The organism is Caballeronia calidae (genome assembly GCF_900044055.2).
GTDB classification, from domain to species: domain Bacteria; phylum Pseudomonadota; class Gammaproteobacteria; order Burkholderiales; family Burkholderiaceae; genus Caballeronia; species Caballeronia calidae.
The window spans coordinates 202,665-215,170 of record NZ_FCOX02000002.1 but is presented as its reverse complement, the minus strand read 5'-3'; the positions used below and the strand labels follow the sequence as shown (position 1 = coordinate 215,170).

The following is a 12,506-nucleotide window of genomic DNA, read 5'->3' as shown; positions in this document are numbered from 1 at the left end:
TGCGTTCCTATGCCTTCGTCGGATGACCGGCTTCGCTTCCGAGCCGGTCGAGAAAGAGGGCGGCGGCGAGCAGATCGGCCGCGCCGCCGGGCGATACGTGCCGTTCGACGAGCCGCCGGTCCAGCGCCTTGAGCCGGCGGCGGCCGTCGATGTGCGCCGCGCCGCCATGTGCCAGCACGAGCCGCGCGCCGTCCTGCATCTCGGCGAGTGCGCTGCGTCCGCCGCGCGCGAGCACGCAGGTGTCGTCGAGGCTCGCCATCACCGCGAGCAGCGCGTTCAGGCGCGCGGCGGTTTCGCTGTCGCCGCGTTCGCGTGAACGCGCGAGCTCCGGCAGGGCGATGTCCACGACATGCGGAAAGCCTGCCTGCGCCTGACCGCGCGCACCGCCGACGTCGTAGTCGCGGCATGCCTGCTCGCCCTTGTTGCCGGTGACGGCGGGCGCGTGACGATCCTGCAGACGGGCGATCGATCCGGCGCGCCGGGCGACTGCCGCCGGAGCGAGGTCCGACGGCTCGCGCGCCGCGGCGGTGACGAGCAGTCCGAGCGCCCAGATCGCGCCGCGATGCGTATTCGCGCCGCCGGTCGCATCGAGCATGCGCGCTTCGCCTTCGCGGCCGATTGCGCCGATGCGCTCGCGCAGCGCAAGCATCGGCCTCGTTTCGATGCCCGCGCGCGCCAGCTCGGCGAAGGTCGGCTGCAGCGCCAGCGCCGATACGCACATCAGTTTCCAGTCGAGATCGTGATGCGCGCCGCGGCTGCGGATATCGACGAGTCCGGGCTTCGGCGCGAGCGTCACTTCGTCGATCAGCGCTTCGACCACCTGCGCGCCGAGGCGGTCGGCGAGGTCCGGCGCCTGGCGTAAAGGCCGCGCCGCGTTCATGGCGAGGTTCTCGTGCATCACCAGCTCCTGAATCGCGCGGGCGGGTCGTACAGCCCGTCCGACCAGTCGACGAGATCCGCCACGCTCTTCGCCGCGAGCAGCGACCGGCTCGCTTCGCTGCGATGGATGCCGAGGTCTTCGGGCAACGCGACGAAGCCGTCGCGGCGCAGTTCGGCGAGCTTGTCCGCGCTGTTCGAAAGACCGACCGGCGTCACGCCCGCGACCGCCGCGATCATCTGCTTGCGATGCTCGAGCGAGCGCGCCTTGTAGAGATACGCGATGCCTTCCTCGGTCAGCACGTGTGTGACATCGTCGCCGTAGATCATCACGGGCGCGAGCGGCATGCCCGAATCGCGCCCGACTTCGACCGCATCGATCGATTCGACGATGCTCGGCTGGCCACCCGCCTGGAATGTCTCGACCATCTGCACGACGAGCTTGCGGCCGCGTTCGAGCGGGTTGTCCGTCTGCAGCAGATCGAGCCATGCGGGTGTCGCGTGGCGCCGGCCGTGCGGATCGTGGCCCATGTTCGGCGCACCGCCGAAACCCGTCAGCCGGCCGTGCGTGACCGTCGACGAGTTGCCGAGGCCGTCCATCTGCAGCGTCGAGCCGATGAACATATCGACCGCGTATTGCCCCGCGAGCTGGCACATCGCGCGGTTGGAGCGCATCGACCCGTCGCGCCCGGTGAAGAAGATATCGGGCCGCTGCGCGACATAGGCTTCCATGCCCAGTTCGCCGCCGAAGCAATGCACGCTGTCGACCCAGCCGGTTTCGATCGCGGGGATCAGCGTCGGATGCGGGTTGAGCGTCCAGTGGCGGCAGATCTTGCCCTTCAGGCCGAGCTTTTCGCCGTAGGTCGGCAGGATCAGTTCGATCGCCGCCGTGTTGAAGCCGATGCCGTGATTGAGCGACTGCACCTGATGCCGCTCGTAGATGCCGCGGATCGCCATCATCGCCATGAGAATCTGGATCGGCGTGATGAGGCGCGGGTCGCGCGTGAAGAGCGGCTCGATGAAGAACGGCTTGTCCGCCTGCACGACGAAGTCGATCCACGAACCCGGAATGTCGACGCGCGGCAGGTCCTTCGGATCGCCCACGATCTCGTTGACCTGCGCGATCACGATGCCGTCGCGAAACGCGGCGGCTTCGACGAGCGCGGGCGTGTCTTCGGTGCTTGCGCCCGTATAGAGATTGCCGTCGCGATCCGCCTTGAAGCCGGCGATCAGCACGACGTTGGGCGTCAGGTCGACATAGAGCCGCGCATACAGCTCGATGTAGGTATGAATCGCGCCGATCTCGAGGATGCCGTCCTGCAGGAACTGCGAGATGCGCAGGCTTTGCGCGCCCGCATAGGCGAAGTCGAGCTTTCTTGCGATGCCGCGCTCGAAGAGATCGAGATGCTCGGCCCGGCTCACGCTCGGAATGATGAGGTGCAGGTCGTGGATGACTTCCGGATCGACTTTCGCGAGCGAACGCGACAGAAAATCCGCCTGCTTCTGATTGTTGCCCTCGACGACGACACGATCGCCCGCCGCGATCAGGTTTTGCAGGACATCGACGATGCGCCCGGCGGGCAGCACGTTGCCGTCCGCGATCGATGCGACCCGCGCAAGCCGGCGATGTTTTTCCGCGCGGCGCGTGGCCCAACGGGAGTGGGTGGGACTTTGACTGGACATGTGTGCTCTCGCTCAGGACTTGAGGCGAGTCTAGAGAGCGGGAGAGGGGCGTTCAATGACACTCGGGATGCGTTCGTTATCCTCAGGCTAACGATCCTTTCCGCCTTGCCCTGCCTGCCGCGCGGGGCGGCGTGCTTCGGTTATCGAGGGTTTTCCCTTGCTTCGCAGGCAGATGTGGTTCGGGCCTTTCCGCCGCATATGGAATGCTCAATCGTGGAGTCGAACGACAGGGATTTCGCCGGCGCGGCGCCACTTTTTGGCGGCTTGCAAATTCGGGGAATTAAATCTAGCCTGCATCAGCAATCGGCTGATCTCTTCAACGCACTACCTTCCTCACCGGGAGCAGCGATGACGATGAAGCGTATCTGGGCGGGCCGTGTCATTTCGATCTCCGCAGCGGCCGCACTGGCGGGGGGCGGCATCGGTCCGGCGTCGGCTGCGCCGCCCGACGCGCTCGTCGCCGCCGCGAAGCAGGAAGGTCAGCTGACGACGATCGCCTTGCCGCACGACTGGTGCGGGTACGGTGCACTGATCGCCGCGTTCCAGAAGAAGTACGGCATCCGCGTCAACGAGCTCAACCCCGATGCGGGCTCGGGCGACGAGATCGAAGCGATCAAGGCGAACAAAGGCAACAAGGGACCGCAGGCGCCCGATGTCATCGATGTCGGCCTGTCGTTCGGGCCGTCCGCCAAGAAGGAAGGCTTGTTGCAGCCTTACAAGGTATCGACGTGGGATTCGATTCCGGCTGCTTCCAAGGATGCGGACGGCTACTGGTACGGCGACTACTACGGCGTGCTTGCGTTCGAAGTCAACGCGGACATGATCGACAAGCCGCCGGCCGATTGGGGCGATCTGCTCAAGCCGGAGTACCGCAACGCAGTCTCCCTCGCCGGCGATCCGCGCTCGGCCAATCAGGCCATTCAGGCCGTTTATGCGGCCGGCCTCTCGCAGACCAAGGGCGATGCAGGCAAAGCCGACCAGGCGGGCCTCAAGTTTTTCGCCGATCTGAACAAGAGCGGCAACTTCGTGCCGGTTATCGGCAAGGCCGCGTCGCTGGCGCAGGGCACGACGCCGATCATCGTGCGCTGGGATTACAACGCGCTCGCCGATCGGGACACGCTCAAGGGCAATCCGAAAGTGCAGGTGATCGTGCCGAAGACGGGCGTGGTGGCGGGCGTCTATGTTCAGGCGATCAGCGCCTACGCGCCTCATCCGAACGCCGCGAAGCTATGGATGGAATTCCTCTACTCCGATGAAGGGCAACTCGGCTGGCTGGCCGGTTACTGTCACCCGATGCGCTACAACGAACTCGTCGCGCAGAAAAAGGTGCCGCAGGCGCTGCTCGCGAAGCTGCCGCCCGCATCGGCATATGGCAACGCGGTCTTTCCGACGCTCGAGCAGCAGAACGCCACGAAAGACGCCGTGACCAAAGGTTGGGATCAGGTCGTCGGGGCGAACGTGAAGTAGCCGCGTCCGAACTGCCGAGATGAGCGCATCGCCGCAGCCGGGCGCATCCGGGCCGGACTTGCTGACGCCGGCCGCGCCCGCGCCGAAGTCCGGACCCGTGCGCGCGGGCAGCGGGGCCGGCTGGCTGACCTATGCGGGCGTCGCGCCGTTCTTCGGGTTCGCACTACTGTTTCTGTTGCTGCCCACCGCATTCCTGATGATCGGCGCGTTTCAGGACGCGCAGGGCCACTTCACGCTGGCCAATCTCCGCGAGCTGTTTCAGCCAGGCGTGCTCGATGCCTACTGGATCAGCGTGAAGGTGAGCGTCGCATCCGCCGCGGGCGGGACGCTCTTCGGCGCGCTGCTCGCCTGGGCCGCGGTGCATGGCCGGCTCCCCGCATGGATCAGGCCGACGCTCATGACCTTCTCGGGCGTCGCATCCAACTTCGCGGGCGTGCCGCTTGCCTTCGCGTTCATCTGCACATTGGGGCGCGTGGGTCTCGTGACGGTGCTGGCGCGCAAGTATCTCGGCTTCAATCTCTACTCCACCGGCTTCAGCATTCTAAGCTTCCTCGGGCTGACCATCACGTACCTGTATTTCCAGATTCCGTTGATGGTGCTCATCATCACGCCGGCGCTCGACGGTCTGAAACGCGAGTGGCGCGAAGCATGCGACTGTCTCGGCGGGACGGCGGCACAGTATTGGCGATATGTCGGCTTGCCGGTCTTGTGGCCGAGCCTGCTCGGCGCGGCCTTGCTGCTGTTCGCGAACGCGTTCGGCGCGGTCGCCACGGCTTACGCGCTGACCGGCAGTTCGCTCAATATCGTGCCGATTTTGCTGTACGCGCAGATTCGCGGCGACGTGCTGCATAACCAGAATCTCGGCTACGCGCTCGCGCTCGGCATGATCGTGGTCACGGGCCTGTCGAACGGCGGCTACATCTGGCTGCGCGCGCGAGCCGAAAGGGGCCGCCGATGAACACGCAATCGCGCGCGGGCGCCTGGATCGCGGTGATCGTCGGCGCGCTGTATTTCCTGATCCCGCTCGCCGCGACCTTCGAATTCAGTCTGCGGATGCGCCGCGATACATACAGCTTCGATGCCTACCGCGTCGTGCTCGGCGATCCCCATTTTCAGGCCTCGTTCGGCTATTCGGTGCTGATGGGCTTGCTCACCATCGTGATCGGCGTGCTGCTCGTCGTGCCGACCGCGTATTGGGTGCAATTGCGTCTGCCGAAGCTGCGGCCTGTCGTCGAGTTCATCACCTTGCTGCCGCTCGTGATCCCGGCCATCGTGATCGTCTTCGGCTATCTGCGCATCTACAACAGCAGTTCGATACTGCCGCTCACCAGCAACGAGCGCGCGACCGATCTGCTGCTCGTGTTCGGTTACGTCACGCTATCGCTGCCCTATATGTACCGTGCCGTCGATGCCGGAATGCGCGCCGTGGATGTCCGCTCGCTGACCGAGGCCGCCGAGTGTCTCGGCGCGGGCTGGACGACGATCCTGTTCCGCGTGATCTTTCCGAACGTGCGCTCGGGCATTCTGTCCGGCGCATTCCTGACGTTCGCCGTCGTGATCGGCGAATTCACGATCGCGAGCCTGCTGGATCGTCCGGCGTTCGGGCCGTACCTGCAACTGGTCGGCGCGAACCGCGCCTACGAGCCTTCGGCGCTGGCGATCATCGCGTTCATCATCACGTGGGCATCGATGGGATTGATCCAGGTGTTCGGCTCGGCGCGCGCCCTGGCCGGACATAAAACTTGAGCCGATGAGGCCGCGACCCATGGCATTCCTCGAGATCGACAATCTTCACAAGGCGTTCGGGACCAACGTCGCGCTGCATCGGTTCGACATGCAGATCGAGAAGGGCGAATTCATTACCTTTCTCGGGCCGTCGGGCTGCGGAAAGACCACGGTGCTGCGCATGATCGCCGGATTCGAAACGCCCACGCACGGCACGATCCGCCTCGACGGACGCGACGTCACGCATGTGCGCACGCGCGATCGCGCGGTCGGCATGGTGTTTCAGTCGTATGCGCTGTTTCCGAACATGACGGTGGCGCAGAACATCGGCTTCGCGCTGAAGGTCGCGAAGCGCTCGCAAAAGGAGATGGATGCGCGCGTCGCCGACATGCTCGAACTCATCAAGCTGCCGCATCTCGCCGCGCGCTATCCGTGGCAACTGTCCGGCGGGCAGCAACAGCGCGTGGCGCTGGCGCGGGCGCTCGCGAGCAAGCCTCAGGTGTTGCTCCTGGATGAACCGCTGTCCGCGCTCGACGCGAAAATCCGCGTCTCGTTGCGCGACGACATCCGGGCGCTGCAGCGTGAGCTCGGCATCACGTCGATCTTCGTCACGCACGATCAGGAAGAGGCGCTGTCGATCTCGGACCGCATCGTCGTGATGAACGACGGGCGCGTCGAGCAGATCGGCGCGCCGCTCGATATCTACAACTTTCCGCGCACACGCTTCGTCGCGTCGTTCGTGGGAACGCTCAACATTCTCGCGGGCCGTGTGATCGATCCTGCGACGGGGCGCATCGCGGTGGCAGGACAGGAGCTCGTGACGTCGAGGCCGCTTCCTCCCGACGATGCGGGCAAGGAGCGGCTGCTGGCGCTGCGGCCCGAGGCGATCCTGCTGGAGCCGCCAGCGCACGGCCGGAACTCGCTGGCGGCCACCGTGGAAGAGATCAGCTTTCTGGGCGCCGTGGTCCGCATTCGCGCGCGGGTCAGCGGCGCCGTGGTTTCCCTCGATCTCTTCAACGATCCCCACCGGATTCTGCCGGAGCGCGGCCAGCCGGTCGCGCTCGGCTTTTCGCACGACAACCTGCTCGTGCTCGATGAGAACGTGCGCTAGCGAGCCGAGCCAGGGAAAGGCACGAATGCCATGCTGCAATCGACGGGCGCGATCGACTGGTTAAGCGCCGCGCGGGTGACGCTCACATTGCCGCCGTTCGTGAACGGCAGCGAGGTGCCGCCTTCGCCGATCGAAACGAGCGCATCCGCGACCGTGAAGGAGAGCGGCGCGACATCCGCGACGACATTGTCGAGCGAGATCGTCAACGGATTGACGACCGCCGGATTCGGCCAGCCGGTCGTGCCCGCCGACCATCCCGAGCCTTGCAGCACCGGGCTCGCTGTGTTGAATCCCTGGAACGTGTAGCTCGATGCATTGACGATGCGCACGCCATCCAGCGCGATGTTCCTGAAGTTCGGATACAGGCCGTTGTTCTTCGTCGGGCTGTAGTACGGCGAAAAGATCAGCGCTTGCGGCTTGCCGTCCGGCGACGAGTCCGGCGTGCGAATGCACACGTTGGAATAGCGGATATTGGAAACGAGACCGCTGCGGCTCCAGTCCGACTTGATGCGCAGGCCGTTGTCCGCGCCGTCGATCACGAGATCGTAGACGTTGACATTGCTCACGCTCGGCAGGATGCCGTCCACCGGCGTGACGTCGGGGTTTGGCGCGCCGTTGTCGGTGCCCGCCGTCTCGCTGCCGATCGACATGCCGTGCCCCGAATAGAAATGGCTATGCGCGACGGTGATGTTGTACGTGCGGCCGTTGACCGTGCCGGTGCCGCCCTTGATCGCCATGTTATCGTCGCCGGTGCGGATATGCGTGTACGCGATCAGCATGTTGCTGGCGTCGCCCGTCAGCTTGCCCGGATTGCCCGCGTTGCTCGTGATCGGGCCGGAGCTTCCGGGATCGATGCCGTCGGTGTTCTTCGCCGTATCCGGGCTGTAAGCCATGCCGAGATAGTTCTTCATCGCCTCGTAGGCGGCGGTCGGCGTGTAGATCTTGACGCCCCACGCCGTGAAGCCTTCCACGCCGCTCGGCACGACGTGAAACTTCGGCGCATTCTGCAGCGTCACGCGATACAGCGTGAAGTTGCGGCCATTGCTGATCTGGATGAGGCGCGGATTGTTCTGCGCCTGATTCAGCACCTTGTTCGCCATCCAGCCGATATCCCACCAGCTCATCGTGCCGCTGCCGTCGGGACGCTTCATCAGATTCGGGTCGTTCGGCACGCTGCTGATGAGCGGGCTGCCGCCGCGCCCGTCGATGACGCCATCGCCCACGACCGCGCCATACGCGATCTTGCTCGCGTTGATGAGCGCGAGACAGCCGTTGTCGCTCGCGGTGATGATGCCGCAACTGGCGGTGCCCTTGACCTTGTCGTACTGACGCGGATCGCGCGACGCGAAGAGCGTGACGCCGCTGTCGATCCACAGCGTGACGCCGCTCGGCAGGTTCAGCGCCCCGGCGATGAACGCGTTCGCGCCGTTCGGGCCCGGCACGAGACGCACCGCCTTGTTCGTCGCGAGACCGGTGCTCGACGGGTTCTTGCATGAATCGAGCGCGGCCTGAATGCGCGCGGTGTCGGGCGCGGTATCGGCGGCGTCGGCGCTGTCGGGCAGCAGACCGTTCGATTGCGCCGTCAGCGAGGCGGGCAGCGTCGCGCAGAGTTGCGCGGCGAGCGGCAACGCCGGTTCGGGCGGCAGGGCGGGGTCGTAGGTCGTCGTGCCGACCTGGAAGCCCGTGGGCGTGACGGCGGACGCGGGCTGGTCGGGCGGCGTCGCGGGCGTGTCCGTAGAGGGCGACGATGCCCCGGACGCGGAATCGGCCGGCGCGGCGGACGTGCCCGATGCCGCCGACGGGCTCGATGCGGCGGAACTGCCGTCATCGCTATTCGCGACGTTGTTCACCGCGTCGGAAGTCTGAGCCGACGGCGTCGTTGCATCCGAGCCGCCGCAAGCGGAGAGCGCCAGCGTGAACGAAACGGCGGAGAGCCACGCCGCGCCCGAGCGGGCCAGCGTGGAAAGAGCGGAATGCTTGTTCAATTATTGGGCCTCTTGGGAGAGCGACCGAGTCGCGGGTGTCATATGACATCGGATGAATATTAGGCATCCGTATGAACCGCGCGATACTTGGTGCTCGCCCTTAAGCCAAATGGACGGCCGGCCCTGCGTCGAGTCGTGGCGGCTTTGCGTGTGCAACGGGCGGCAGACGCGCGCGCCCGGTTGTCTTCATCACGCGCGCGCGCGTTGCAGCCATTGTTCGAGACTGATGCTGCCGCGGCGCGCGTCACCTGTGGGCACGAGCGAATCTTCGTCGATCGTGCCGCCGAAGTACGTGGCCTTCGGATCGACGACGACCTCGCGCGCATCGCCCTGCGACTTCAGATATCGCGCGACGATCTCATGCAGCGGCGCGCGCTCCGGCCCCGCGATATCGACGATGCCGTTCAGCGGCGCGCCGAGCGCGACATCGGCGACGTTGGCCGCGACATCGTCGGCTGCGATCGGCTGGAACTGTCCCGTCGACAGATGCACCTTGCCGTCCTGCATGCCCGCATCCGCGATGCCGCCGAGAAACTCGAGGAACTGCGTCGCGCGCACGATGGAATACGGCACGCCCGATTCCGCGATCAGCTTTTCCTGCGCGACTTTCGCGAGGAAATAGCCGTTGTCCGGCATGCGGTCCGTGCCGACGACCGACAGCGCGACATGATGCTTCACGCCCGCCGCTGCTTCGGCCTTCACGAGATTGGTGGTCGACGCGCGGAAGAACGCCATGACATCGTCGGGCGCCCACGAAGGCGCGTTGCTCACGTCGATGACGACCTGCGCGCCGCGAAGCGCTTCATTCAGTCCCGCGCCCGTCACCGAATCGACGCCGTTGCGCGGCGACGCGGCGACGGCCTCGTGACCCTTCGCGCGCAGAATCGCGACCGTTTTCGCGCCGATCAGACCCGAACCACCGATGACGACGATCTTCATGATGCACCTCGCTAATCAAGTGAAAGTGAAGTCATTGTGTGACAATCATGGCTTAGAAGAAAGGGACAAGAATCGTCGATCCAACTAGTCCATGAGCTGCCTGATGCCCACAGCCGACCCTGCGTTGAACATTGAAATCGACCGGCTCGAGGCCGCGCCGATTTATCTGCAGATATGCGAGCGTTTCAAGTCGGCGATCGCGGCGGGCCATCTGAAGCCGGGTGATCGCGTGCCCGCATTGCGCGGACTCGCGACGCAACTGAATACTGCGCGCGGTACGGTCGAGATGGCCTATAACATTCTCGTCGATGAGGGTTATTTGCAGATGCGCGGCGCGGCGGGCACGTTCGTGTCGTCGTCGCTGCCGGGCGCGGCCACCCGGTTGGCGGCACGCAAGAGCCGCGAGCGCGCATCGGCGCCGCGCGTCACGCGAACGGAGCCCGCCACCGATGTCGGCAACGACGCCAAGCCGCTGCGCCCCGGCCTGCCCGCGCTCGATGCGTTCCCGCGCAAGCTTTGGAGCCGGCTCGTCGCCTATCGTGCGCGCAGCGGCGATCTCGCGACGCTCACGTACCCCGAGCCATCGGGATATCGCCCATTGCGCGAGCGCATCGCGACCTATCTCGGCCTGTCGCGCGGCGTCGAGTGCGACCCGGAACAGGTCTTCGTGACGAACGGCTATCGCGCGACGCTCGAACTCATCCTGCGCGGTCTCGCCAAGCCGGATGACTTCGCGTGGTTCGAAGAGCCGGGCTATCTGCTCGCGCGTAACTTTCTCGTCGATGCAGGCATGCGGCTCGTGCCCGTGCCCGTCGATCATGAGGGGCTCGACGTCGATGCCGGCATCGCGCTCGCGGGCGACGCGCGCTTCGCCATCGTGACGCCTGCGCATCAGAGTCCGCTCGGCGTGACGCTCTCGCTCGCGCGGCGCATGAAGCTGCTCGACTGGGCGAGCCGCGCGGGAAGCTGGATCGTCGAGGACGATTACGACAGCGAGTTCCGCTATGCGGGCCGTCCCTTGCCCGCGCTGAAGAGCCTCGATCGCGACGATCGCGTGATCTATTGCGGCACCTTCAGCAAGGTGCTGTTTCCGGGGTTACGGCTTTCATATGTGGTGTTGCCCGAGCGGGCCGTCGCGCGCTTTGCGCAACTCACGAAGAGCATGAACGCGGGATCGCCTTATCTCTATCAGGCGGCGGTGGCGGACTTCATCGCGCAAGGGCATTTCGCGCGGCATCTGAAGCGTATGCGCGCGTTGTACGCCGAGCGCCGCATGCTGCTCGCGAATGCGATTCTGAAGGCGTTCGGCGACAAAGTCAGCATCGAGTTGCCGACGGGCGGCATGCACCTCGTCGCGATCTTTCATGCGGGACGCGAAGGCCCCGTCGATGACATGGCGATGGCCGCCCGCGCGCGCGAAGCGGGTCTCGCGGTGATCGCGCTATCGGCGTGGTATCTGAGCGGGCGCACGAAGCATACGTTGCGCGGGATCGTCGTCGGCTTCGCGAATGTCGCCGATGCCGCCGAAGCCGCGCGTCTCGCACGCATGCTGCGGCGGGCGTACGACGGTTAGAGCGTGACGGTGTCGTCGTCGGATGCGAAGAGCGCGTGACGCGCGATCTCGTTGCGCGCAGCCTGCAACGCTTCGTTCACGGCTTCATCGCCGCGAACGAGTCCTTGAAGCAGCAGGAAGTGCATGCTTTTCAAGCCGATCGAGCCGAGCGCGTAACGCAGATACGGCGTGAGGAAATCAGGCTGACGCGCGTGCTCGCCGCAATGAAAGCCGCCCGATCCGACGATCACGAACGTCGGCCGGTCGCGCATCAGACCGACCTTGCCTTCGGGCGTCGACGCGAACGTGCGATGTATGCGCAGCACATAATCGATCCATAGCTTCAACCCGGCGGGCACGGTGAAGTTGTGCATCGGCGTGTTGATGATGAGCGCGTCTGTCGTTTCGATTTCCCGGATCAATTGCTCGGAGATGTCGAACTGGCTCGCATCCGGATGACGCGATGTGATCGCGCGTGCGTAATCCCGGGTGATGGGCGGCAGCGGCATCGCGGCGAGATCGCGCTCGACGATATCCACGCGCGCATTCTTGCGCAACGTATCGATCATTTCCAGTGCGAGCCGGTAGCCATGACTCGCTTCGCCGTGCGGGCTGGCGTTGATGAAGAGGACTTTCATCGCGCGGTTTCCTTGTTGTTTTCAATCAGCGGCTGAACGAAGTGCATGCCTTTCGCGAGCAGGCCGTTGCGATAGTAGAAGCGTTGCGCGAGCGCCATGTGCAGGCCGGTATCGAGCACGAAATGGGCGCAGCGCGAATGACGCGCGATCTCGCGGGCCTTGTCGAGCAGGCATGCGCCGATGCCGCCGCTTTGCAGCCGCGCCGTGACGACGAGATCGTCGACATAGACGAAACGTCCGTACAGCGTATTCGTTTGCGTGCGATAACCGGCGAGGCCGAGAATCGCGCCTTCGCTATCACATGCAGCGAGCAGGCGATAGCTTTCCTCGCGTTGGCGGCGCATTTGCTCGCGGAAGGCGGCCGCGTCCGTCAGATGCGGTCGCAGTTCCTTCATGATGTCGAAGGCGCGCGTCCAGTCGTCGGGCGTGTCGAGATGCCGAAAGGTAATCGATGTGTCCATGCGTGTTCTCCGTTGCATGACACGTACGATATCGGCGCGATGACACAGGCTGAAGGGCCAAGAAATGTC

Annotated in this window: 11 protein-coding genes; 5 read left to right on the top strand and 6 right to left on the bottom strand. The window is 65.2% G+C overall.

From position 1 onward, the window contains the following. Positions 1 to 7 precede the first annotated feature (7 nt). The gene (locus AWB78_RS03170; protein ID WP_062602155.1) at positions 8 to 898 is read right to left on the bottom strand and encodes a triphosphoribosyl-dephospho-CoA synthase; all 891 of its coding nucleotides are present in this window, start codon (positions 896 to 898) and stop codon (positions 8 to 10) included. Then, positions 898 to 2,559 carry a malonate decarboxylase subunit alpha gene (mdcA, locus tag AWB78_RS03165; RefSeq protein ID WP_062602154.1) on the bottom strand — a complete coding sequence of 554 codons (1,662 nt, stop codon included), beginning with the start codon at positions 2,557 to 2,559 and terminating at the stop codon, positions 898 to 900. The genes AWB78_RS03170 and mdcA overlap by 1 nt, the downstream gene beginning before the upstream one ends. Before the next feature lie 348 nt (positions 2,560 to 2,907). On the opposite strand from mdcA, the gene AWB78_RS03160 reads away from it, so the two are divergent. From AWB78_RS03160 to AWB78_RS03145, 4 genes are read left to right on the top strand one after another with little or no spacing between them, the layout of a single operon-like run. Continuing rightward, positions 2,908 to 4,026 (top strand): ABC transporter substrate-binding protein, encoded by a 1,119-nt coding sequence (locus AWB78_RS03160; RefSeq protein WP_062602152.1) that lies wholly within the window; start codon positions 2,908 to 2,910, stop codon positions 4,024 to 4,026. A 19-nt stretch (positions 4,027 to 4,045) separates the two neighbouring features. Further along, positions 4,046 to 4,984, top strand: coding sequence for an ABC transporter permease (locus AWB78_RS03155; RefSeq protein ID WP_062602151.1), 939 nt, complete (start codon positions 4,046 to 4,048; stop codon positions 4,982 to 4,984). Further along, on the top strand, positions 4,981 to 5,772 hold the full coding sequence (locus tag AWB78_RS03150) for an ABC transporter permease (protein ID WP_062602149.1): 792 nt from the start codon (positions 4,981 to 4,983) through the stop codon (positions 5,770 to 5,772). Before AWB78_RS03155 ends, AWB78_RS03150 begins: the two co-directional genes overlap by 4 nt. Positions 5,773 to 5,791: 19 nt before the next feature. Beyond that, complete coding sequence (locus AWB78_RS03145) at positions 5,792 to 6,862, top strand: ABC transporter ATP-binding protein (RefSeq protein WP_062602147.1); 1,071 nt, start codon at positions 5,792 to 5,794, stop codon at positions 6,860 to 6,862. Here AWB78_RS03145 and AWB78_RS03140 read toward each other — a convergent pair. Together AWB78_RS03140 and AWB78_RS03135 are read right to left on the bottom strand one after the other, a co-directional pair. Next, entirely contained in the window at positions 6,859 to 8,847 is a 1,989-nt protein-coding gene (locus tag AWB78_RS03140; protein WP_062602145.1) for a glycoside hydrolase family 28 protein, read from the bottom strand. The two genes, AWB78_RS03145 and AWB78_RS03140, sit on opposite strands and share 4 nt — an antisense overlap. A 189-nt stretch (positions 8,848 to 9,036) precedes the next feature. After that, a complete protein-coding gene (locus AWB78_RS03135) occupies positions 9,037 to 9,786 on the bottom strand; it encodes an SDR family oxidoreductase (RefSeq protein WP_062602143.1) in 750 nt (249 codons plus the stop codon). 103 nt (positions 9,787 to 9,889) lie between these two features. Here AWB78_RS03135 and pdxR point away from each other — a divergent pair, with 103 nt between their 5' ends. Next, the gene (gene pdxR, locus AWB78_RS03130) at positions 9,890 to 11,359 is read left to right on the top strand and encodes a MocR-like pyridoxine biosynthesis transcription factor PdxR (RefSeq protein WP_062602420.1); all 1,470 of its coding nucleotides are present in this window, start codon (positions 9,890 to 9,892) and stop codon (positions 11,357 to 11,359) included. On the opposite strand, the gene AWB78_RS03125 is transcribed toward pdxR, so the two are convergent. Then, complete coding sequence (locus tag AWB78_RS03125) at positions 11,356 to 11,976, bottom strand: FMN-dependent NADH-azoreductase (RefSeq protein ID WP_062602141.1); 621 nt, start codon at positions 11,974 to 11,976, stop codon at positions 11,356 to 11,358. The genes pdxR and AWB78_RS03125 overlap by 4 nt on opposite strands. Beyond that, a complete protein-coding gene (locus tag AWB78_RS03120; protein ID WP_062602139.1) occupies positions 11,973 to 12,437 on the bottom strand; it encodes a GNAT family N-acetyltransferase in 465 nt (154 codons plus the stop codon). Before AWB78_RS03120 ends, AWB78_RS03125 begins: the two co-directional genes overlap by 4 nt. Between the last annotated feature and the right edge of the window lie 69 nt (positions 12,438 to 12,506).